Genomic DNA, 21,436 nt, shown 5'->3' with positions numbered 1-21,436 from the left:
TCAGACGTCGAGCACGACGACGCTATCGACCGAGACAGTGGTGCCGTCCTCGTCGGTATCGACGGCGACCTCGTCGCCGCTGAGCCGGTCGACCGTCTCGACCGGCTCGTCGATCGTAACCTCGGAGTGGCCGTCGCCGAAGTGCAGTGCGACGACGACGCGCTCGCCCTCGTACTCGCGAGCGAACGCGACGATATCGTCGTCACCGGCCCACGATACTTTCTGGAGGTCACCGCGACTGAGGGCGGTCAGTTCGTTTCGCGTCTGCACGAGGCGGCGATGAAACCGTGTTAGTTCGGGGTCGCCGCCCCACTCCATCGGCTTGCGGAAGTGAGTCATGCCCGTCTCCTGGCCGTAGTAGAGCATCGGCATGCCAGGAAGCGTGAGCGTCGCCGCGGCGGCCGCGCGCTGACGTGCACGACCGAACTCGTCGAGATACCGGTCTTCGTCGTGGTTCTCGATGTATCGGAGGTGGTTCGAGCGTGGGGAGAAACCCTCCCGGTCCGCGGCCTCGACGGCGTCGAGCAACGTACTGGCTGGTGCGTCACCGTCGCCGATCTTCCGAAACTGTCCGTATAGCGTGGTATCGTAATGCAAGTCGAAACCGCCTTCGCCGGCGAGCGGGTCGCGGGGAATCGTCTCGTCGAGCATCAGGAACTCGGCGTCTCGGGATTTGACGCTGTCGTAGACCTCCTGCCAGAAGCCGTGGGGGACGCCCCAGGCGACGTCACACCGGAAGCCGTCGACGACCTCGGCCCACTCGTCGACGACCGAGAGGATGTGCTCGCGGACAGCCAGTGAGGTGTAGTCGAGGTTCGGGATCGACCGCCAGGCGAAGTAGTGCTGTGGGCCACCGTCTTCGAAGACGTACCAGTCCTCGTACGCTGGAAGGCCGGCACTGGCCATCTGGAAGTGGGGGTGATGGATCGACGTGTGATTGACCACGAGGTCGAAGATCACCCTGACGCCGTGGTCGTGACACGTCTCGACGAATGACTCGAACTCTTCGCGGGTCCCGAGGTCGCTGGCAGTTCGGAAGTAATCGAGCGTGTGATAGCCGTGGGGACCGCCGCGTTCGTAGCCGTCGTCGTCGCGCTGAGGGGCGTAGGATTCGAGGATGGGCGTCATCCACAGCGTGTCGACGCCGAGCCATTCGAGGTAGGGAACGCGTGATTCGAGCGCCTCGAAACTGGCGTCTGCCTGTCCGGTGAACGAGCGTGTGAAGATCTCGTACATCGTCGCGTCGGCGACCCACTCGGGTGACTCGTAGAGTCGCGTCACCGAACCGTCGTTGGAAACCTCGACGGCGTCGGCGATCGAGTGGCGCGCCCCGACGGCGACCGCGTGAACGCGGACTGAATCGTCGATCGCTGCTAGCGGGCACGTGGCAGTCCGGTCCGAGATTTCCAGCCGCCCATCGAGGGTGTCGCGATCGTCGACGAAGAACTCGACATCGAGAGCCTCGTCGGTGTTCGGCCCGGGGCGAGGGTCCGCCTCGAACCGGACGACGCCCTCGGAGACAGTTGCGTCAAGGGTCACACGGGGTCGTTCCGGCCCGTCGACCTCGATCGTGTCCCGGGCCGACGAGCGGTAGTCACCGTCGGGGACGAACATCGCGGAGTGAACGCCCGGTTCCAGTTCCGTCTCGAAGGAGAAGGTGCCGTCCTCGTAGGATGGTCGATCGCGGCCGAGCAGGTGTTCGTTGAACGGCGCGGAGACGAACACGTCCTCGGCCTCCGGGAGTTCGTGGGCGTCGACGCTGAACGTCACTTCACGTGTGACGTCGGGATACGCACGGACGGTCAGTTCGTGGGGACCGTCCGGTGCAGTCATCTCCAGGGTGTAGACGCCGGGTTCGTCCGGGAGTAGCTCCTCGACGGCGTCGTCGCCGAGCGAGACAGAACTTCCCAACGGGGAGTCGAGGACCGACCACGAGATTGTGTCTTCCACATCGGGATCGGGGTCACGCGGTGCTAGTTCGACTGGTGTGCCCACAGTGGCAAATCGAGGTGGACCGGGGTGGTGCATTGACCTATCGTCGGAGGTGGAGAGGGAAAAACCTCCGCTGAAGGTCTCTTCTGCCAGTCGAAGAGGACGTGTGCGTGGTGGCGGTCTCAGGGGGGCGCGCACGACGACCTGTGGCCGTGCGCCGCCGAAAGCCAGGAACGATGGTGAAGGTTTGTGCTGCCTTACCCCGTGGAAATAAATGGGTCGGCGTGGCTACTGGAGGGTAATGACCGAGCAGCGCCCCGAATCCGACGTCAATATCGAGCGAGCAGCGTCGGCGTTCGGCTCGCTCGCCGACGAGAACCGGATCGCCATCCTCCTCGCGCTATGGGAGTCCGGGCCGCTGTCGTTCGCGGAGTTGCAGTCTGCGGCCGGCTTCGAGGACAGCGGACACTTCAATTATCACCTGGACAAGCTGCTGGATCGCTTCGTCGAGAAGGCCGCTGGCAAGTATCGCCTCCGGACGCCCGGTGCGTCGGCGATCGACGTGGTCTTCGACGAACGCTTCGGCGAGTCACCGCCGTCGGTCGACATCGATCTGGACGCCGCCTGTCCCGAATGTGGCGCCGGACTCCACGCCAGTTACGACGACGGACGGGTCGTCATCGGGTGTACCGACTGTCAGGTCGACGTCAACCTCGGATACTTCCCGCCGCGCGGCCGACTCGACCGCGATCCGACGGAGTTCTTCGAGGCCTACGCCAAACAGACCTGGCGGGAGTTTACGCTCGCTCGTGAAGGGATCTGCCCGCACTGTAGCGGTCGGATGGACACGGCAATCGACGTCGATCCCGACTGGCACCTCCAGTATCCCGCGATGAGCAACTGTCAGAACTGTCAGGTCGAGATCGGGACGACGATCGGCGTCCGACTGCTGACCGATCCCGAAGTGGTCGCCTTCTTGCACGACCACGGCGAGTACGTCGACGGCCGCCCGTTCTGGGAGTTCGAGTTCTGTATCGACGACAGCGACGCCTGGATAGAGAGTGAAGATCCGCTGCGCGTGGTCGTTCCCATCTCGTATGGTGACGAGACGCTTCGCGTAACCGTCGACGAGCAGGCGCGAGTGGTCGAAACCGAGCGTGTGACGCGGCGGTAGCGAAACGATCGTACCGCGAGCGAAGCGAGCGGTTTCCCCGGACGTGAAGCCGAAGGCTGAGCGTCCGGCCTTTTTGGATCGCTAAAGTTTTTGCGCGAGTGGTTCGCCTCCGGCGAACCTGAGCGGAAAAACTTTAGTTTCTACATGTAACCGAGGTCGCGCAGGCGCTCCATCAGGTCCTCTTTGTCCTGGGCGCGGCCCGCGCGCTCGGTCGTGTTGGCCATGTCCTGCAGCCAGGCAGGCTCCTCGGCGGACTTGTCGGTCGAGACTTCACTGCCGAGCGATCGGAACCCGGCGAAGTACTTCGGCGAGACCGGCACGTCCTCTTTTTCGACACCCTCGGGCAGGTCGTCCTGGCCCTGGGGAACGTAGCCGTCCTCGGGGAACCCTTCGACGGTGTCCGGCACGACGAAGTTCCAGAACGCCTCCCAGACGTCGGCTTCCATGAACTGGAGAATCGGCTGGATGCGGTCGTGCGGCGGGTAGATGTCGGGGTCGTGACGTGGCGAGAAGAACGTCTCGTCGGCGCGGGACTCCTGTTCGTCCCAGCGGATACCGCTGAGGATGCCGTCGACGTCGTACTCCTCGATGGCGTCGTTCAGCGCCACCGTCTTCAGGAGGTGGTTGCCGACGTAGGTGTCCAGCAGGAACGGGAAGTCCTCGTCCTCGTACTCGAGGATGTTGCGGACGTGGTGCTGGTTGTGCTCTGAGAGGGCGTCGACGGGGATGTCGTCGCCCGGTTCGAGATCGTTCTCGTCGACGTACTCACCGACGTCAGTGTTGCGCGCCCAGATGACCTCCAGATCCCACTCCTCGGCCCAGAACTCGACGAAGTCGATAAGCTCGTCGAAGTGCTGGTAGTGGTCGATGAACACGACCGGCGGGACTTCCAGATCGAAGCGGTCGGCGACCTCCTTGACGAAGTAGAGGGTGAGCGTCGAGTCTTTGCCACCGGTCCACATGACGACCGGGTTCTCGTACTGTTCGAGGCCTTCCTTGGTGACCTCGATGGCTTTCTCGATCTTGTCTTCGACCGTCGGGTAGTCTTCCGGATCTTCGCCCTCGCCGTCGGTGTAATCGACGTCGAGATACTCGGGGAACTCGGCTGTTTTGGACATCGTGTAATGAGATATAATTAGAGCATGTAGTAAGTGCTTTTCGGGAGACACCCTCCACGACGTGTGGTATCACACAACAATTCCTGAGGGGAGACATTGCAGTCGGCGGAGTGTTCCCGGGGGCCGCAGCGTCAAGAATCGTGTTTGCGTTCACCCGCAAGTTTGTCTGCGAACAGGCCCGCAGCAGGATCGATCGCGGCGTAGATGCGCGCCGCAATGACTACGAGTGGGCCCAGCGCGAGCAGCAGGAATACCGTATCGTAGACCCACGCGAATCCATCGAATACGATTGCAGCCAGCGGTGCCAGCCCCCAGTGGGTAACGAGGACGGCCGCCAGCGCGACCAACCAGAACGCGATGGAGGCGACGTGGCCGGCAAACTCGCGAGAGCGATCCACGGAGGTCGCAACAAGCGTCGCGACACCGAACGCCGCGTAGACGAGTAGGCCCGCGGCCAGAATCGTGGCAACAGCTCTGAGGACGAGCGCGATCGAGACCGCGGTCCCCGGGATCGACCGACCCACTCCGGGGAGGAGTGTGAACAGCCACAAGACGAACACGCCCCCGACAGCTCCGAGCAGGAGCTTCGCCACCGAGCGCGCTGTCGCATGACTGACTGTAAATTCTTTTCCGGTTGATGTGCGTGTCATAGCTCCAGTCGACTGGACGGGTGGCACCAATAAGAACGGGAACGACCCCGAAGCCGAATTTACGTGATTCAACCAGGGTTTGGGCAGGGGGTTTTTTCAACCATCACGGAGTCTCACGAGATATGGACGACGTGCTGGAGACATTGAGAGATGCCTACGAAGAGAACGACTACGACGTTGCGGACGTGACCCGTAACCGTTCGCAAGTGCGGGTGGTCCTTCGGGAAGCGGGCGCAAACGCCGAGGAGTTGCGTGCAATCGCCAACGACGTCGTCGACGAAGACGACGTCCTCGGACTCGAAGTGACGACCGAATCGTCCGGCGGACAGGACCAACTGACGACCGTGGTCACGTTCCGATATCGGCCGTCCTGATGGATGTGTTTCGAACGCCCTCGAAGTGAGTTTCGAGGCGACCGGTCACCCCCCCGACAGGCTTAAATGCCCCTCAGGCGAAGCGGGGAATAACTCGATGCCGAAAGTAGAGATAACCGTTCCGGAGCATCTGGAGATGCAGATCGCCCAACTGGTCGAGAAAGGGGAGTTTCTCAATCGTGAGGAAGCAATCGAGGACTTGCTCTCGACAGGGCTGAAGGCGTACAAGACGAGTGGTCCGATCGAGGAAGAGGAGGACCCAGGACTCGGCGAAGACGGGATGATGGGTCACGACGACGAATACGTGTTCTGACACTTCCAGCGGTCCCATTTCGAACTGATTCGCCACCGAGCGCGACGAATATCGACCCGCAATGGCCGGCAACAGTGATCACTGGCGAGAGCGATGTCTGGTACACACTGGCGGGCAATCCTTAAGCCAGCGTCTCCACTTATGGCTACATAGAGATGCACAAAGACGAGCTTCTGGAGCTCCACGAGCACATGGTGACCATCATGGAGTACTTCCGTGAACAGGACGAGATCGACAGCTCACTGTTCGACCCCTATGGAGAACTCGACGTGACGCCAGACGACGTCCACAAGTCAAAGAGCGAGCACAAACACGCCGTGTTCGTCCTCGGCAACGCGCTGGCGAACGCGATGAGCGAAGACGAGTTCTCCGACGCCGGCCGGGTCGGCAAGCGGATGAAAGAACTCGCCGAAGACGCCGAGTCCAAGATCTAAAACTGTGGATCGCGCTGCTCGACGAACGCAGTGACACCTTCTTCGAAGTCCGCGTCCGTCGCCAGCCGTGCCTGGACCTCACACTCCCGTTCGATCGCTGCTCGCAAGTCGCAGTGTTCAGCCCGGCAAAGTCGCTTCGTTTCCTGCATCGCTGCCGCGGGGCCAGTCGATAGCGTCGCCAGCAGCGACGCCAGTTCGTCCTGGAAGGTCGCTACTGGATAGAGTCGGGTGAACAACCCGAGATCAGCTGCACGCCGTGCGTCGACCAACTCGCCCGTGTACAGCAGTTCCATGGCGACGTCGGGCCCGACGACCCGGGGCAAGAGCTGTGTCACGCCCGCGCCGGCGGCGAGTCCGAACCGACGAAAGCCGAATCCGATCGATGCGTCGGGACTCGCGAGGCGGAGGTCACAGGCGAGCGCGAGACACGCACCCTCACTGAACGCGGGCCCCTCGATCGCGGCCACGGTCGGGAGCGGACAGTCGTAGACGGCGGCGACGGCCTCGGCGGTCGCGTCGAGCCTGTCGCGCCACTCGGACTCTTCGAGCGAGCCCTGCACGCGGTCGACGTGTGCGGCGACGTCACCGCTCCCACAGAAGGTGTCACCTTCGCCACGGAAGAGGACACACCGGGCATCAGTGTCTTCGATCCCGTCGAGCGCGTCGACGAGGTGGGTAGCAGCCTCGGCAGTGAGGGCGTTTCGCGCGTCGGGATTGTCGAACGAACAGATCACGACCGTCTCCGAGCGCTCGATCGACACCGGGGCGTCGGTCATAGATTGGAGATCATCGCTGTCGGGTAAAACGTTTTCCGCCCCAATCAGTTGGGCGGTTCTTTCAGGGGGCCGGCCGTCGGTAGGTAGTGTATGCGCATCCACTGGCATCGGCGGGACCTCCGGCTCGCGGACAACCTCGGAGTGACGCGAACCGAGGGGACCGAGTCCGTCGTCCCACTGTTCGTCTTCGATCAGGAGGTGCTCGACCACGCCGGCGCACCCAGAGTCGCGTTCATGCTCGACGCCCTCCAGTCGCTCCGAGACGCCTACCGCGAGCGCGGCAGCGACCTGCTGATCCGCCACGGCGATCCGCGCGACGTCGTCCCTGCGGTCGCAGAGAAGTTCGACGCCGAGGCGGTCTCGTGGTGTCGCGATTACTCCGGACTGGCACGCGAGCGCGACGCCGCGGTTCGCCGAGAATTGGACGAGATCGGCGTCGCTCGCGAGGCCGTCCACGACGCCGTCCATCACGAACCGGGCTCGATCACGACCAACGCGGGTGACCCGTACTCGGTGTTCACCTACTTCAGCAAGAAGTGGCACGACCGCGAGAAGCGCGAGCCCGTGGACGCGCCGAGTTCTGACGACCTTGCAGACGTGGCTGACGACGAGCCCGTGCCTTCGCTGGGCGATCTTGGATTCGAGGAGCCCGACGCCGTAATTCCGTCGGCGAGTACAGAGGCCGCCCGCGAGCGCCTCGAATCGTTCTGTGAAGACGCGATCTACCGCTACGAGGAGCGTCGAGACTATCCCGCCGACGAGTGTACGTCCCGGCTCTCGTCCCATCTCAAGTTCGGAACCATCGGAATTCGGGAAGTGTACGATACGACCGACCGAGCGCACGCCGACGCCCCCAGCGAGGGCGCACGCGAGTCGGTCTTCGAGTTCCAGGACCAGTTGGCCTGGCGTGAGTTCTATACGCAGGTCCTCGAAGCGAATCCACAGGTCGTCACGGAGAACTTCAAAGAGTACGACAACTCCATCGCGTGGCGCGACGATCCGGAGGCACTCCAGGCATGGAAAGACGGCGAGACGGGCTATCCCATCGTCGACGCCGGGATGCGCCAACTCCGAGAAGAGGCGTTCATGCACAACCGCGTGCGGATGATCGTCGCCTCGTTCCTGACGAAAGACCTCCACATCGACTGGCGTGAGGGATACGACTGGTTCCGCGAGAAACTGGTCGATCACGACACCGCAAACGACAACGGCGGCTGGCAGTGGGCGGCCTCGACGGGGACCGACGCCCAGCCCTATTTCAGAATCTTCAACCCGATGACCCAGGGCGAGCGCTACGATCCCGACGCCGAGTACATCAAAAAATACGTCCCGGAACTTCGGGACGCAGGGCCGGAGATCATCCACTCCTGGCACGAGGCGTCGCTGACCCAGCGACGGTCGGCCGCGCCAGAGTATCCCGATCCGATCGTCGATCACAGCGAGCGGCGGGAGGAAGCGATAACGATGTTCGAGATGGCGAGGGGTGGTGAGTAAGCGTTAGCGAACGAATCAGCCCTCGCAGAGGCAAGCGGGGGCTGACAGTCGAAGAACAGTCCCCGATCGATCCTAGCTGATACCGTTTTCGTCGAGGAGTTCGTGCTAGGAGATCACATTCGGCATCTCAACCTTTTTCAGGTCTCCGGCCGACAGATCGGATGGAGGGAATTTCACATGCCAGAACATTCAGAACCCGAACTGCCGCCACTCCCGTACGACTACGACGCCCTCGAACCCCACATCTCCGAGCAGGTGCTGACGTGGCACCACGACACTCATCATCAGGGCTACGTCAACGGGCTCGAGAGCGCCGAGGCGACGCTCGCCGAGAACCGCGAGAGCGGGGACTTCGGCTCGTCGGCCGCCGCGATCGGAAACGTAACCCACAACGGCTGTGGCCACTATCTCCACACGCTGTTCTGGGACAACATGGATCCCAACGGCGGCGGCGAACCCAGCGGTGACCTCGCCGACCGCATCGAGGAGGACTTCGGTTCCTACGAGGGCTGGAAGGGCGAGTTCAAGGCCGCTGCCGGTGCTGCCGGTGGCTGGGCCCTGCTCGTATACGACCCGGTCGCCAAGCAGCTGCGCAATGTCAAAGTCGACAAGCACGACCAGGGCGCGCTGTGGGGTGCCCACCCGATCCTCGCACTGGACGTCTGGGAACACTCGTACTACTACGACTACGGCCCGGACCGCGGCAGCTTCATCGACGCCTTCTTCGAGGTCGTCGACTGGGACAACGTCGCCGAGCAGTACGAGAAGACCGTCGGCAAGCACGAGTAAGTCGACCACACCATCGTCGATTTTATCGCGTCCAGCGCTCGATAGCGGCTTCACCACTCGGTAGACTAGTTCACCGAGCGTTCGGTATCGGCAGTCTCGACGTTCGAAAATCGGAAGCAAGCGCCACCCTCGGTACTGTCACCGATGGTCAGCTCCCAGCCGTGAGCACTGGCGACGTGATCGACGACCATCAATCCGATCCCGAGACCGCCGTCTTCAGTCGAGTAATCGCCTTCGAGCACGCTCTCACGCACGGATCGGGGAATCCCGGGGCCGTCGTCTGCGACCAGAAATCCGTCGTCGGTCGCGGCGATCCGAACCGTGACGTCGGACTCGGTATGCTCGACGCTGTTTCGATAGAGATTCTCCAGGAGTTGCTGGAGGCGGTTCGGATCCGCCAGGAGCGTCCTGTCACCGTCGATTTCGAGCGTTGCGCCGTTCGTCGAGACAGTGTCCCAGGATGTGCGCGCGATCTCGGCCAGCGAGACTGATTCGCGATCTGCGATCTCTTCGCCCTCGCGGGCTAGCATGAGCAGGTCCTGGATCAGTTGCTCCATTCGGCGATGTGCGCGCTCGACACGGTGGAAGTGTGCCTCCGAGCCAGTCTCTTTGGCCAGATGGAGCGCACTGGAAGCGACGTGGAGTGGATTCCGGAGGTCGTGAGAGACGACACCAGCGAAGCGGTCGAGCTGTTCGTTTCGGCGTTTGAGTTCGAGTTCGCGATCCTTGCGGTCGGTGACGTCGTGGACCAGCAGCGCGTGCCCGATAAACTCCCCTCGAACGTCCTCGAGTGGGGAAGCATCGATCGTGTAGAAGCGATGTTCGATCTCCAGTTCGGTCGATCGCTCTTCGGAGTCGTGCAGGAGAGGCTCGATCCGAGCGGCTACAGCAGGCTCGTCACTCAGTGCGGACTCCAGGCTGGCCCCGACGATCTGTTCGGGCCAGTCGAACAACTCGCGTGCGGTCGCGTTGGCGTCGACGACCCGTCCGGTATCGTCGACGACGATCACACCGTCGGCAATCGTCTGAATGACAGCTGCGCGTGCGATCGGCGTGATGTCGAGCAGTCGTGCACGGAGGATCGACCAGGTGAGGCCCAGGCCAGTGAGCGCGAACGCGATCGGTGTCGGGTCGACCGCCACGGCACTTACGACGAACAGGACGTTCGCGATCCACGGCGGCACGAGACTCGCAAGGAGACCGAGTATCTGGCGCTGATAGAGACGATCCGCACCGAGTGCGAACTGGACGAGCCACACTGTCGCGGCCGCCATCAGCAGATAGGAGTAGCCGATGTGGGCGTGGAACAGGACGTCGTAGGTGATGTCCCAGCCGAGCCGTGACGATTCGCTTACGCCGTCGACTGTCCAGAACGCACCGTGGACATCGTTCGTCCAGACAGCGACATTGAGGAGTATCGGCTCGACTGCGAGGGCAGCGTACAGCCGTGGGCCGAGCCAGTGCTCGCGGCCGGTGTAGGTGAGCGCAAACAGAAAGACACCAGTGACTGTGACCGGAACGAACAGGTAGACGAGCTTCGCCGAAAGGAGGGCAAGTGCCTCCCCGCGGGCAAGCGAACCGACGAGCGAGACGACAGCCCACGCGGAGTTGCTCGCCAGGATCAGCGCGAGAAACGGCGCCCCGGGTTTGTCCCGGCGTCGCCACGCGTAGACGGCGACTACCGCGGTCGCGATCGCAGCCACCACGAGAAGGACCTCGTAGGGCCCGAATCGGACGGCCATCGTTCCTGATTTGTCGAGTTACCTGATGAATCTTCGGGCCCCATATCAGGCGTTGATTTCTGGACAGTGGGACCGTTTCGGGACATTTAGGCGTGAGAATCGTGTATCCGGAGCTATGCCACGACCACGTGAGGACTTCGAGGATCTGCGTGCCCTGGAGTTTCGCGAGCCTGCGGAGGTACTCGACGCTGACAAACTGTACACGATCTACGAGGTCGCGCGTCTGTTACAGGGCGTCGACTCCGGCGAAGAACTCGACGTCGAGACGGAAAACGTCCTGCTGGACTGGGCGATACCGTGGATGCTCAAGTACAGCGAGGCGTTCGTCTTCGCCGAACCCGAGAGTGAGGACGAACCCGGCTACTACGGTCTCGCGCAGGAATGAATCTGCTCGTCGCGGGCGCCGAGCAACTCGACGCCGGAAAGACCACCTTCTCGACGGGACTGGTCCACCGGACAGGCGCAGTCGGCTACAAACCCAGAGCCGGCAACGACTACTGGTACAGCCACTCGGACGTCCTGAGTGCGGCTGACTCGGGCGTGCTCTACGGGAAAGACGCAAAACGGCTCGCCAGCGCGACACCTAGTGGGGTCACGCCGACGGACATCAACGCCATTCACCGACTCTGGTCACCCAAACCCGGCGGTGTCGGGAGTGTTCTCGGCCAGGACGGCAGGGAGTTCCTGCTGGATCGCGTCGGCGAAACCTACGTCCGCAACGCGACTGTCGACCTCCCAGAGCACATTCGCGGTGCGTTCCCGCTCGAAGACGCCATCGACGTCTCGTCGCTGGCGGCGTTCAACGACGTGATGGAAACCCACCACCAGCCGACCCAGCAGTCACTCCGCGAGGAAATCGCTACCCAGCCGCTGTCGGTGATCGAGTCCTACAGCGACGTCGCTCGTCCCCTCCAGTCGCTGGAACACGACGCCGTCGCTGTCGTCGAGCCGCGTCGGGTTCGGTTGTTCGATGGCGAACGCTACGACAAGGGGTGTGCGGTCGCCAGCGGCTCGTCGGCGTCCGATCACGGGACCCTCGAGGAGCGGGTCGAGGACGTCACCGAACTCGTCGATCCGGTCGAGACGCTGGAATTACCGCCGGTAGAAGATTCTGCACGGGCCGATCCGTCGCAGGTCGCAGCAGCCTACGAGAGGGCCTACGACGCCATGGTGTCGATCGCAGGGGAGCGCTAGCCGAATCGGGCAGCCTGTGCGGCCAGTTCGACGTGATCGAACGGCTGATTGGTAACACTCGGGCCGTGGCCGCAGTGGAGTTCACCGAGCGTGTCGTCGACGGTCTCGCGCACGCGGTCGATACTCTCGAGTAGTTGCTGGCGATCACCTTCTTCGAGGTCGGTCCGACCGAACCCGCCGTTGGCGAAGATCAGGTCGCCAGCGATGAGGATCCCCGGGGCTCGGGCGTACAGACAGAGGTGGTCGTTCTTGTGGCCCGGCGTGTGCAACGCGGTGTAGACGTCGTCGCCGAGCTGGACGTCCTCGCCGTCTTCGATGGCGTGATCGACGCCCGAAACGTCGGGGTCGAACCCCCAGACGTCGACGTCGAATTCCGAGACGACGGTATCGAGGTTGCCGACGTGATCCGGGTGGGTGTGGGTGAGGACGACGGCGTCGATTTCGTCGACGTGCTCGCGGGCGGCCGAACAGACGTCGAAGTCGTTGCCGACGTCGACCAGCACTGTGCGCTCGCCGGTCACGAGAAAGACGTTACTCGTGAACACCTGCTGGCCCGCGGCGAGATTCGTGATCATGCCCACATCTAACGGGACCGACGGGATGTGCGTGTCGCTCCAGACTGGCTGGACGAGACGCTTTAATTCGCCACCAAAACCTGTGAAGGGACACCGCATTCGGCCGATTACGTTCCGGTATCGATTCCGATACGCGACCCACAGTGATATGTACGTGGAGGGTAAACACATCGAAGAGAGCCGATGTCAGATCCCGACGCACCCGTCGTACTTATCGTCGAAGACGAACCGGACGTCGCCGAGACGTACAATCTCTGGCTTCGGGACGATTACGAAGTCAGGATGGCACAGAACGGTGACGAAGCTCTCGACATGCTCGACGAAGACGTCGACGTGGTACTCCTAGACCGCATGATGCCGGGCCTCTCCGGAGACGAAGTCCTCTCGCGGATCCGCGACAGTGGGTTCGAGTGCCGTGTCGCGATGGTGACAGCTGTCGAGCCCGATTTCGATATTCTGGAGATGGGCTTCGACTCGTATCTCACCAAGCCCATCCGAAGCGAACAGCTTCACGAGACGGTCGGCAACCTCCTCGAACGCTCGGAGTACGACGGCCTACTCCAGGAATACTACTCGTTGGTAGAGAAACAGGCGACACTCGAAGCGACAAAGAGCAGCGCCGAACTCGCCGAGAGCGAGGAGTACGCGGATCTGACAGATCGAATCAACGAACTACAGGACGACCTATCACAGACGCTCGGGGGAATCGAGGACGACGAAGACTTCATCGCGACCCTTCGGGGACTAGGCAATGGCGACGAACACTGATCAATCTGGGACCATGTACGATCTCACAAACGTACTCGATATCGAGGCGCTGGAATCGGTGCGCCCAGGATCGAATATCCTGATTTCGGGGCCAGCAATGACGGGGAAAGACGACCTGGCGTACGAGATTCTGGCCGACGGGACGCGACAGGGGCAGGGAGCTGTCATCGTCTCGACCGGTGACCGCGCAGACAACGTAATCGCGAACTTCAGAGACAGGACCGGGACGGACGCCGTCCGACTGGGGGTCGTCGACTGCGTCTCCGACAGTGCGAACGACGGCTCGGGAGATGGCATCTACGTTCATCACGTCTCCTCGCCAGGGGATCTGACTGGCATCGGCATCGGGATCACCAAGGCACTCGAAGGCCTCCACGAGAGCGGCGCACAGCAGGGCCGACTCGCGCTCTCCTCGCTGTCGACGATGCTCACCTATACCGATCGCAAGACAGTTTTCAAATTCTGTCACGTCCTCTCATCGCGGCTGGACGCGGCGGGGTATCTGGGACTGTTCACGATCGATTCTGCGGCGCACGACGAGCAGACGTTGCAGGTCATCAAACAGGCGTTCGACGGGATGATCGAGGTCCGCGAACAGGGCGGGACCCGGCAGGCACGGGTCGTTGGGCTGACGTCCTCGCCGTCGGAGTGGGTCGAAGTCTAGCGTAACTGGTTGATGAAGTTCATCCATCGCTTGTTGCTCGCGATGTACTCTTCGTGTGCGTGCTCGCGGAGGTCAGGTTCACGGAGACTCTTCAATGCCGAGATCGCACGATCGATCCCGACGATCGTCTCGGCGATCGATTCGGCCTCTGCAGTCGAGAGCGGGTCGTTCTTGAGACGCTTTTTGAGCCGATCACGCTCACGTTTGAGTGTCGCGCGGACGCGCTGGACATCGTCGCGCTGTTCGGGCGGCACGACGCCCTGCTTCTTCGTCTCCCAGACGAACGATCGCAGGGCGATCTCGTGATCGTCGATAGTGATCTTCTCGGGGATTCGCTCGCCGATGGTCGAGCCACGTTTCGAGATGCGTTCGAGCAACTCCTCGCGGCGCTCCTCGGGGACGACCGTCCCGGAGTCGTCGGACATACACGCACCTACACGCCGGGCGGTGGCGTAGCTTTCGGTATGCGCTCCGTCACCCACGTCACCCGTTGACCGTGACGATCCGGGCGTCGAATTCGTTCGCGAGGAAGTGCTCGAGGTCCGGGTCGTCGAGCAGTCGACGAACCGTCTCGCGCCAGCGACTCTTCTGTTTTTGGCCGATCACCACGATATCCGCCTCTTCTGAGATTACCTCGTCGAGGATCGTCTCCTCGACGAGCAGCCCCGACCGGACGACGTACCGGGTCCGCGGAATGTGTCCGAATTCGCGTTCGACGGCCGACTTGAGATCGGTCCGGGTGACGCGTCCGTTGTTCTGATAGAGATTGACGTGCAGCACCGTCAGGGATGCGTCTTCTTCGTCGGCGACGCGGATCGCCTCGCCGAGCGTTGACTTCGAGTGGGAAGTGAGAGGGTAGCGAACAGGAACTACGACCGTCGTCATTGTCAGTGGTAGGTCGTCGCCCTGCCTGTATGTTTCCTTTCTCGATGGCGGTCGCTACTCGACGCCCGCGAGGCGAGCGAAGCGAGTCGAGCGGGCGTGCCGGGAGTGAGCAAACGCTTCGCGTTTGCGATCTACGGGACGTCCGCGAGGCGAGCGAAGCGAGTCGAGCGGGCGTGCCGGGATTCGAACCGGAGGGAGACGTGCTCACAGCGTTGCGCGCGACTCCCAGGGCTCGAATCCCGGTTCCGGTTCAGTCGCGCGAGCCTGTGGCTCGCGCTCCTTGCTCGCGGGTCGTTCCTCTCTGCTCGCCGTTCCGAGACGCTCACGTCGTTCGCGTCTCGCGCTGCACGGGCGTGCCGGGATTCGAACCACGGTCGCTCCCGTTCGCTCGCTGCGCTCGCTCACCTCCCGCTCCCTGATTAGAATCCCGCCATGCCGGTTCGCTCTCTGCGGTCGCTGCACGGGCGTGCCGGGATTCGAACCCGGGATCGAGGGGTTAGGAACCCCTCGCCCTGTCCGCTAGGCCACACGCCCTACCGGCGTTTCCACAGCGGGCCGAAAAAACGCTTGCGCTCCCCGAGGGTTTATTCCGCTCACTCCCTTGGAACCGGGTATGCCACAGGAGGTATCGCGACGACGATTCGTGGGGCTGGTGGGCGCCAGTGCTGGGGTGGCGCTGGCAGGCTGTTCGTCGGCTCCAGGGGCAGACGAGGCAGAGAATCCGTTCGCTCCCGAGACGCCGCCGAAAGATATCATCGAGCAGGCCACGCTCGAAGAGCCGGAATCGACCTCGCCCTCCCGATTCACCGAGGTCTTTCGAGCCGTCCGCAACTCCATCGTCCAGATCCAGGTCGTCACACCCCAGGGCAACGGTCAGGGGAGTGGCTGGATGTACGACACCGACGGCCACGTCGTCACGAACGAACACGTCATCGACGGCGCGACCGAGGTCAACATTCGCTTTCGAACGGGAGGCTGGCGACGCGCCTCGATCGTCGCCGACGACGTCTACAGCGACCTGGCCGTCCTCGAAGTCGACCAACCGCCCGGTGACGCGAACGCACTCCCGGTGAAGACCCGCGATCCACCCGTCGGTGAGGAAGTCCTCGCTATCGGCAACCCCTTCGGCTTCTCGGGATCTGTCTCCTCGGGGATCGTCAGCGGCCTCGATCGCACGCTGCCGGCGACACCGGATAGCAACTTCACGATCCCGGACGCGATCCAGACCGACGCACCCGTCAACCCGGGTAACAGCGGCGGCCCACTCGTCGATCTGCAGGGCCGGGTCGTCGGCGTGATCAACTCCGGCGGCGGAGACAACATCGGCTTCGCGATCTCGGGTGGACTCCTCGAACGAGTGGTTCCGTCACTGATAGAGACAGGTAACTACGACCACCCGTTCATGGGGATCAGTCTCCGATCGGTCACGCCGGCGATCGCCGAAGCGAACGATCTGGATCTGGCCAGCGGCGTCTACGTAGTCAGGACGAGCGATGGCAGCCCAGCACGAGGCGTCCTCCAGGGGAGCCGACGCGACACGGTCATCAACGGCCGCTCGGTTCCGATCGGCGGTGACGTCATCAGACGGATGGGCGGCCAGGAGATCACGACCGAACAACAGTTGTCGAGCTTTCTCGCACTGGAGACGAGTCCGGGCGACACGATCGAGATCGAAGTCGTCCGCGATGGCCGGCTCCAGACGGTCGATCTCACACTCGGGACGCGGCCACCACCCTCCGGAAGCCTCTAATCGAGCGGCTGGGCAGCGTCGCGCTGTAGAAGCGGCTCGGCGTTGTCTGCCGGCAGCGTCACCACGTCGTCTGTCGAGAGGTCGTACTCGCGCTGGTCGACGCCGAAGATCTCCCCGACGTCTTTCGTAATCTTGACCGTCCGCCGAGAGACGTCTGCTGACTCCTCGGGAGTCGAGCCTTCCGCAGTCTCTTCGGGCGACGACGACACCTCGTCAGATGGCGGCTCCGGTGGTTCCTGCGGTTCCGTTCGCGACGGTCCACCGTCGGCCGTCTTCGTCCCGCCATCGGGGTTCATCACGTCCGCTGCCGAGACACTATCGTCCTCGGCGTCAGTCGGTTCGGGAGGTGTCGGATCCGGACTCGACTCGACGGGAGTCGACTGCGGATTCGACGGTTCTGGCGCCGGGGTCGCTTCTGCGGACGGAGTCGAGCCCGAGTCTGCACTGACCGGGGACGTCCCCGGTTCGACGTCCCCGGCGATCATGTCGAGCACGTGGCCGCGGTTGTCCTGAATGCTCTCGACCAGCCGCTCGAACAGTGCCTGCTCCTCGCTCGTCAGGCCGTCCTCGTCGGTCGGCATCTCCGCGGCCGCGAGCGAGGCTTTCTTGACGATCTTGCCGACCCGCCGATCGTAGATCGCCTCGACGGTCTGCTCGGCGGTCTTGATCTCGTCGCTCAGCCGGTTGACCTCGGGGTTGTCCCAAGGGTCGTCGGCGCGCTGGGCCGCGTCGTCGCGCGCGTCCCTGAGTTGCTGGACGAACTCGCTGGCCTCAGAATAGAAGGAGTCGCGCAGCTGCTGGAGGCTATCGGTTTGCCGTTCGCGACTCTGCACAGTTTGTAACTCGTCGATGTCCATGCTATTCCTGGCCCTTCTCTGCGCGTCCCCGTGCCATCAGGAACACGCCGAGGTACTCTGGAACGGAATGGACACCCTCCTCCACCGTAAAACTATCGCCCCGTAACTCGACTGTGCCGCCGTCTGTCACTTCTACCGAAATCTCGTGGCCGACGAACGTCTCCGGGACGGCGTCGACCAGCGGATCGAAGTCGGCGAGATCCGATCGGTCGATCCGTCGAACTGCGAGCCCGCTGCCGCCGTGGAGGCTCCCCGGAAGCCGGATCAGACGGTTCGTGTCGGTCGTGACCGGCTCGTCGATGGGGGCGTTTTCAGCAGATACTGTTTCTTCAGCGATTGCATCGATTAGCTTTCTCATCCCCACCCCACCGAGTTCAATATTACCCGCAGATATGGCCTCGTAATTGATTTCAACCTCTTCGTTCTCCGTGTAACCTTCAACGTCTTGATCAGCGGATACTGCACCCAAGATAGTCTTGGCTGTCTTATCACCGACCCCCTCGATTTCTGACAGACGACCGAGGGCTTCCTCATTATCCATTCGCTTGAGGTCGTCACTAAGAGCGGTCAACCTCTGGTGAATTCGACTACCCCAGCCACCGTCTTTTTCGATAACTCTTGCGGGTGTATTTCCGCGCATTTCTTTGGTTTGGATTTCATCGATATCCAGGCCGATCCCGCGGACGTAGTCGACGACCTCACGCCGTGCCTCCCGTTCCAGACCCTGGATCCCGGCGTCCCGGACGTGAACGTGATACCCCCGGCCGCCTGAGAAGACGATCGTCAGGTCCTCGAACCCGAAGTCGTCTTCGAGAAAGTCGAGCAAGCGAAGCAGGGCGTCCTTGCACTTTGCGAGCATCTCGGCGTAACTGTCCTCGCCGAGCGTCACGGACGGGAGGTGGTCGGCGTCGAGATCGAAGACCAGATCGGACGAACGCCAGCCCTTCTCGCTCATCGAGGAGGCGCTGGGCTCGTCGTAGCGGCCGGCCGAGAAGTAGACGTGGCGCGGGCGCTTGCGTGCCAGAAAGTCCTCGATCGAGCCGAGATCCAGCAGCGATCGGTGGCGGACCATCGTCGTCCCGGGGCCGGACGTCCAGGGGATGAACCCCCACTCGCGCTCGTTGGCCCCTGGTGGTGGCGTCAACTCCGTCCGTCGGTAGTAGTCACCGAAGCGACCCCGGAGATAGGCCCGCGTCCGTTCTTCCATCGCTTGCCTGTTTGCGAACTCGGGGCTAAAGCGTTTTCGTCCCTCGACGACCCTGGAACCTGGTCAGCGACTCAACAGCCGTGATAGTCGCTGGGTGATCGACTCGTCGTCGCCGAGTTTGAGGTAGTAGGCGTCACCGCCGTCCTCGTAGTAGTTGTCGATCCGGCGTTCGATCTCGAAGCCGACGTGCTGGTAGAATTCGATCGCCTCTCGATTCGTAGTCCGGGCGTGACAGGAGACGGACCGATAGTCTTCTGCGACCCGAGCGATCAGCCGCTTGCCGAATCCCTCGCCCCGGTAGGACTCGTCGACGGCCAGAAAGAGGATGTAGCCGTCCCGACGGACGGCCGCAAAGCCGATGAGTTTCGTCCGTCGGGCGCGATTGAGATAGACGTAGACCTTCGAGCGTCGATAGGCGTTCTCGAAGAAGCCGCGTCGCTGACGCAGGACGTCGTCCGAGCGGCGGATCCGTTCTTTGAGATCCCAGGCCTCGCCGACGTACTCGTCGCTGCCTCGGTCGATAATCCGTGTATCGACGTTGATACTCACTACCACCGTATAGAACAGTCGTAAATATAATTCCACCGGCCTCGGTGGCCCGCGAAAGGGGGCGGAACGGACCGAAGCGAGTCAGTACGGGACTTACGCGAGGTCTTGCACTTCTGCGAGCACTTCCTCGTAGTCAGGTTCGACGCCCGGGTCGTCGCTGACCCACGCGTATCGAACATCGCCGTCATCGTCGACGACGAACACCGAGCGTTTGGCGACGTCGTAGACGCCCAGGTCCGCGAAGTCCATCGGGATGTCGTAGGCCTCGATGATGTCTTTCTCGGCGTCGCTGATCAGGTCGAACTGCAGGCCGAGCTTCTCGCGGAACTCGTTGAGCGCGAACGGAGAGTCGACGCTGATTCCGTAGACCGACGCGCCTGCGGCCTGAAATTCTTCGAGTTTGTCCTGGAACTCGTTCATCTCGTGGCTGCAGACGCTCGTGAACGCGCCGGGGAAGAACGCCAGCACGAGCGGGGCTTCGTCGAGGTGCTCCGAGAGGCTAAAGGAGTCGACGTCGCCGTTCGCGAGCGGTGCAGTGAAGTCGGGCGCAGAGTCGCTTACGTCTACCATAGCAAGCGGAGTTTGGGAAGTCCGTTCAAAGACCTTTGTGATCCCGACGACGATTGCGCTCTCGGATTTGGGGACCGATATCGGAGAGAAAAGACTACAACAGCGTCCGACCGGCCGGTTCTCGGGGCGCTCAGAAAGGCAAAAAGACTATAATAGACAGCAGGTAAGGATGGGGTACAATGGTCGTACTACAGATCCCAGGCATCCCGGGCGGTCCCGAAGTGCTGTTGCTGCTGTTGCTGGCAGTGCTTCTGTTCGGTGCGAACAAGATTCCCAAACTCGCTCGCTCGTCAGGACAGGCGATCGGTGAGTTCCAGAAAGGTCGCGAGCAGGTCGAACAGGAACTGCAGGAGATGAAAGAGGGCGACTCCGAAGAGGGGAGCGCGGAGACCGAGCGAACGGTCGAAAGCGAAGACGAGCCGACCCGCGAGCGTGAGTCAGAGACGAGCGACTCCAGCAACTAACTGCGCAGTGTGGGGATCTTCTCTCGGTGATCACGGCTCGACTGGCGAGACTATCGAGCGCCGTGTGCGAGCCGTATCCAAACTGTTTTGACCACGCATCGCACACCCCCGAATACCATGACAACGAACGTCGGCATCCTCGGCGCAACCGGGGCCGTCGGACAGCGATTGATCCAGTTGCTCGACCCACATCCTGAATTCGAAATCACCGCGCTCACGGCCAGCGAGTCCAGCGCGGGCGAAGACTACCGTGACGCCGCGAAGTGGCGAATCGACACGCCGATTCCGGACTACGTGGCAGAGATGGAAGTTCGCGCGACAGATCCGACCTACGTCCCCAACGACGTCGACCTCCTCTTTTCGTCGCTGCCGTCCAGCGTCGGCGAGGCCGTCGAACCCAAGTTCGCCGAGGAGGGCTACGTCCTCTCGTCGAACTCCTCGAACTTCCGCACCGACGAGGACGTGCCGCTGACCATCCCGGAGGTCAACGCCGACCACCTCGACCTGATCGAGGTCCAGCGCGACGAGCGCGGCTGGGACGGGGCGATCGTCAAGAATCCGAACTGCTCGACGATCACGATGGTCCCACCGCTGGCCGCGCTCGAAGAGGCCTTCGGACTGGAGCGCGTCGACGTCTCGACGTTGCAGGCCGTTTCGGGCGCGGGCTACGACGGCGTCACCTCGATGGAGATCATCGACAACGCAATCCCGCACATCGGCGGCGAAGAGGAGAAGATGGAGACCGAGTCCCAGAAGCTCCTGGGCAGTTTCGACGGCGCAGCGATCGAGTGGCACGACGTCGACGTCTCGGCTTCCTGCAACCGAATCCCGACGCTTGACGGCCACCTCGAAAACGTCTGGGCCGACACTAGTGACGACGTCACGCCTGCCGGGGCCGCCGAGGCGCTCCGAGAGTATCCCTCGATCGACCTGTACTCCTCGCCCGACCAGTTGATCCGTGTCTTCGAAGAACCCGACCGCCCGCAGCCGCGTCTCGACCGCAACTACGACAACGGTATGGGAATCGCGACTGGCGGCCTCAAGGAGACGACCCACGGGATCAACTTCAACTGTCTCGCGCACAACACGCTTCGCGGCGCAGCCGGTGCGTCCATCCTCAACGGCGAGCTGCTGCTCGAATCGGGCTACATCTAAGT

General features: G+C 62.6%; 25 protein-coding genes and 1 tRNA gene. 13 read left to right on the top strand and 13 right to left on the bottom strand.

Features of this window, described 5'->3' with window-relative positions; genetic code table 11:
- A complete protein-coding gene (locus DV733_RS15000; protein WP_049992792.1) occupies window positions 1–2,028 on the bottom strand; it encodes an alpha-amylase family glycosyl hydrolase in 2,028 nt (675 codons plus the stop codon).
- 205 nt (window positions 2,029–2,233) lie between these two features.
- Between DV733_RS15000 and DV733_RS14995 the strand changes: the two genes are divergently transcribed.
- Window positions 2,234–3,106: an ArsR/SmtB family transcription factor gene (locus DV733_RS14995; RefSeq protein ID WP_049992791.1), complete on the top strand. Its 873-nt coding sequence runs from the start codon at window positions 2,234–2,236 to the stop codon at window positions 3,104–3,106.
- A 140-nt stretch (window positions 3,107–3,246) separates the two neighbouring features.
- Here the strand turns inward: DV733_RS14995 and DV733_RS14990 are convergent, their stop codons facing one another.
- Together DV733_RS14990 and DV733_RS14985 are read right to left on the bottom strand one after the other, a co-directional pair.
- Window positions 3,247–4,224: a phosphoadenosine phosphosulfate reductase family protein gene (locus DV733_RS14990; RefSeq protein WP_049992790.1), complete on the bottom strand. Its 978-nt coding sequence runs from the start codon at window positions 4,222–4,224 to the stop codon at window positions 3,247–3,249.
- 131 nt (window positions 4,225–4,355) lie between these two features.
- Window positions 4,356–4,817 carry a hypothetical protein gene (locus tag DV733_RS14985; protein ID WP_079979360.1) on the bottom strand — a complete coding sequence of 154 codons (462 nt, stop codon included), beginning with the start codon at window positions 4,815–4,817 and terminating at the stop codon, window positions 4,356–4,358.
- A gap of 179 nt (window positions 4,818–4,996) precedes the next feature.
- Here DV733_RS14985 and DV733_RS14980 point away from each other — a divergent pair, with 179 nt between their 5' ends.
- The 3 genes from DV733_RS14980 (at window position 4,997) to DV733_RS14970 (ending at window position 5,995) form a co-directional block, all read left to right on the top strand.
- The gene (locus DV733_RS14980) at window positions 4,997–5,248 is read left to right on the top strand and encodes a hypothetical protein (protein ID WP_049992788.1); all 252 of its coding nucleotides are present in this window, start codon (window positions 4,997–4,999) and stop codon (window positions 5,246–5,248) included.
- A gap of 97 nt (window positions 5,249–5,345) precedes the next feature.
- Complete coding sequence (locus tag DV733_RS14975; RefSeq protein WP_049992787.1) at window positions 5,346–5,561, top strand: ribbon-helix-helix domain-containing protein; 216 nt, start codon at window positions 5,346–5,348, stop codon at window positions 5,559–5,561.
- 155 nt (window positions 5,562–5,716) lie between these two features.
- Window positions 5,717–5,995 carry a UPF0058 family protein gene (locus DV733_RS14970; RefSeq protein WP_049992786.1) on the top strand — a complete coding sequence of 93 codons (279 nt, stop codon included), beginning with the start codon at window positions 5,717–5,719 and terminating at the stop codon, window positions 5,993–5,995.
- Here DV733_RS14970 and DV733_RS14965 read toward each other — a convergent pair.
- Window positions 5,992–6,771, bottom strand: a complete 780-nt coding sequence (locus DV733_RS14965) for an enoyl-CoA hydratase/isomerase family protein (protein ID WP_049992785.1) — start codon at window positions 6,769–6,771, stop codon at window positions 5,992–5,994. The genes DV733_RS14970 and DV733_RS14965 overlap by 4 nt on opposite strands.
- 90 nt (window positions 6,772–6,861) lie before the next feature.
- Here DV733_RS14965 and DV733_RS14960 point away from each other — a divergent pair, with 90 nt between their 5' ends.
- Together DV733_RS14960 and sod are read left to right on the top strand one after the other, a co-directional pair.
- Window positions 6,862–8,265, top strand: coding sequence for a cryptochrome/photolyase family protein (locus DV733_RS14960; RefSeq protein ID WP_049992784.1), 1,404 nt, complete (start codon window positions 6,862–6,864; stop codon window positions 8,263–8,265).
- A 177-nt stretch (window positions 8,266–8,442) separates the two neighbouring features.
- Entirely contained in the window at window positions 8,443–9,054 is a 612-nt protein-coding gene (sod, locus tag DV733_RS14955; protein WP_049992783.1) for a superoxide dismutase, read from the top strand.
- A gap of 65 nt (window positions 9,055–9,119) precedes the next feature.
- On the opposite strand, the gene DV733_RS14950 is transcribed toward sod, so the two are convergent.
- On the bottom strand, window positions 9,120–10,796 hold the full coding sequence (locus DV733_RS14950; protein ID WP_049992782.1) for a sensor histidine kinase: 1,677 nt from the start codon (window positions 10,794–10,796) through the stop codon (window positions 9,120–9,122).
- A gap of 115 nt (window positions 10,797–10,911) precedes the next feature.
- On the opposite strand from DV733_RS14950, the gene DV733_RS14945 reads away from it, so the two are divergent.
- Both DV733_RS14945 and DV733_RS14940 read left to right on the top strand, forming a co-directional pair.
- The gene (locus DV733_RS14945; RefSeq protein ID WP_049992781.1) at window positions 10,912–11,181 is read left to right on the top strand and encodes a DUF5827 family protein; all 270 of its coding nucleotides are present in this window, start codon (window positions 10,912–10,914) and stop codon (window positions 11,179–11,181) included.
- Entirely contained in the window at window positions 11,178–11,990 is an 813-nt protein-coding gene (locus tag DV733_RS14940) for an ATPase (protein ID WP_049992780.1), read from the top strand. Before DV733_RS14945 ends, DV733_RS14940 begins: the two co-directional genes overlap by 4 nt.
- Here DV733_RS14940 and DV733_RS14935 read toward each other — a convergent pair.
- Complete coding sequence (locus DV733_RS14935) at window positions 11,987–12,565, bottom strand: MBL fold metallo-hydrolase (RefSeq protein ID WP_049992779.1); 579 nt, start codon at window positions 12,563–12,565, stop codon at window positions 11,987–11,989. The genes DV733_RS14940 and DV733_RS14935 overlap by 4 nt on opposite strands.
- Window positions 12,566–12,748: 183 nt before the next feature.
- Between DV733_RS14935 and DV733_RS14930 the strand changes: the two genes are divergently transcribed.
- Both DV733_RS14930 and DV733_RS14925 read left to right on the top strand, forming a co-directional pair.
- The gene (locus tag DV733_RS14930) at window positions 12,749–13,333 is read left to right on the top strand and encodes a HalX domain-containing protein (RefSeq protein WP_049992778.1); all 585 of its coding nucleotides are present in this window, start codon (window positions 12,749–12,751) and stop codon (window positions 13,331–13,333) included.
- On the top strand, window positions 13,317–13,997 hold the full coding sequence (locus DV733_RS14925; protein ID WP_449267306.1) for an RAD55 family ATPase: 681 nt from the start codon (window positions 13,317–13,319) through the stop codon (window positions 13,995–13,997). Before DV733_RS14930 ends, DV733_RS14925 begins: the two co-directional genes overlap by 17 nt.
- Here DV733_RS14925 and DV733_RS14920 read toward each other — a convergent pair.
- The 3 genes from DV733_RS14920 to DV733_RS14910 all read right to left on the bottom strand — a co-directional run bounded on the left by DV733_RS14920 (window position 13,994) and on the right by DV733_RS14910 (window position 15,416).
- The gene (locus tag DV733_RS14920) at window positions 13,994–14,422 is read right to left on the bottom strand and encodes a DUF5788 family protein (RefSeq protein WP_049992776.1); all 429 of its coding nucleotides are present in this window, start codon (window positions 14,420–14,422) and stop codon (window positions 13,994–13,996) included. The two genes, DV733_RS14925 and DV733_RS14920, sit on opposite strands and share 4 nt — an antisense overlap.
- 58 nt (window positions 14,423–14,480) lie before the next feature.
- Window positions 14,481–14,882: a universal stress protein gene (locus tag DV733_RS14915; RefSeq protein WP_049992775.1), complete on the bottom strand. Its 402-nt coding sequence runs from the start codon at window positions 14,880–14,882 to the stop codon at window positions 14,481–14,483.
- Window positions 14,883–15,343: 461 nt separating this feature from the next.
- Window positions 15,344–15,416: transfer RNA gene (locus DV733_RS14910), tRNA-Arg, on the bottom strand.
- A 79-nt stretch (window positions 15,417–15,495) separates the two neighbouring features.
- On the opposite strand from DV733_RS14910, the gene DV733_RS14905 reads away from it, so the two are divergent.
- Entirely contained in the window at window positions 15,496–16,632 is a 1,137-nt protein-coding gene (locus DV733_RS14905) for a S1C family serine protease (RefSeq protein WP_049992774.1), read from the top strand.
- Here the strand turns inward: DV733_RS14905 and DV733_RS14900 are convergent.
- The 4 genes from DV733_RS14900 to DV733_RS14885 all read right to left on the bottom strand — a co-directional run bounded on the left by DV733_RS14900 (window position 16,629) and on the right by DV733_RS14885 (window position 19,815).
- On the bottom strand, window positions 16,629–17,489 hold the full coding sequence (locus tag DV733_RS14900; RefSeq protein ID WP_049992773.1) for a hypothetical protein: 861 nt from the start codon (window positions 17,487–17,489) through the stop codon (window positions 16,629–16,631). The genes DV733_RS14905 and DV733_RS14900 overlap by 4 nt on opposite strands.
- Window position 17,490: 1 nt before the next feature.
- On the bottom strand, window positions 17,491–18,696 hold the full coding sequence (gene priS, locus DV733_RS14895; RefSeq protein WP_049992772.1) for a DNA primase small subunit PriS: 1,206 nt from the start codon (window positions 18,694–18,696) through the stop codon (window positions 17,491–17,493).
- Window positions 18,697–18,759: 63 nt separating this feature from the next.
- On the bottom strand, window positions 18,760–19,245 hold the full coding sequence (locus DV733_RS14890) for a GNAT family N-acetyltransferase (protein WP_049992771.1): 486 nt from the start codon (window positions 19,243–19,245) through the stop codon (window positions 18,760–18,762).
- Window positions 19,246–19,338: 93 nt separating this feature from the next.
- Complete coding sequence (locus DV733_RS14885; protein WP_049992770.1) at window positions 19,339–19,815, bottom strand: redoxin domain-containing protein; 477 nt, start codon at window positions 19,813–19,815, stop codon at window positions 19,339–19,341.
- A gap of 179 nt (window positions 19,816–19,994) precedes the next feature.
- Between DV733_RS14885 and DV733_RS14880 the strand changes: the two genes are divergently transcribed.
- Both DV733_RS14880 and asd read left to right on the top strand, forming a co-directional pair.
- Window positions 19,995–20,279 (top strand): twin-arginine translocase TatA/TatE family subunit, encoded by a 285-nt coding sequence (locus tag DV733_RS14880; RefSeq protein ID WP_049992769.1) that lies wholly within the window; start codon window positions 19,995–19,997, stop codon window positions 20,277–20,279.
- A 117-nt stretch (window positions 20,280–20,396) separates the two neighbouring features.
- On the top strand, window positions 20,397–21,434 hold the full coding sequence (gene asd / locus DV733_RS14875; protein WP_049992768.1) for an aspartate-semialdehyde dehydrogenase: 1,038 nt from the start codon (window positions 20,397–20,399) through the stop codon (window positions 21,432–21,434).
- The last annotated feature ends 2 nt before the right edge of the window (window positions 21,435–21,436 follow it).

It is taken from the genome of Halapricum salinum, assembly GCF_004799665.1.
Lineage (GTDB): Archaea > Halobacteriota > Halobacteria > Halobacteriales > Haloarculaceae > Halapricum > Halapricum salinum.
This window is presented reverse-complemented; position numbering and strand designations above follow the sequence as displayed.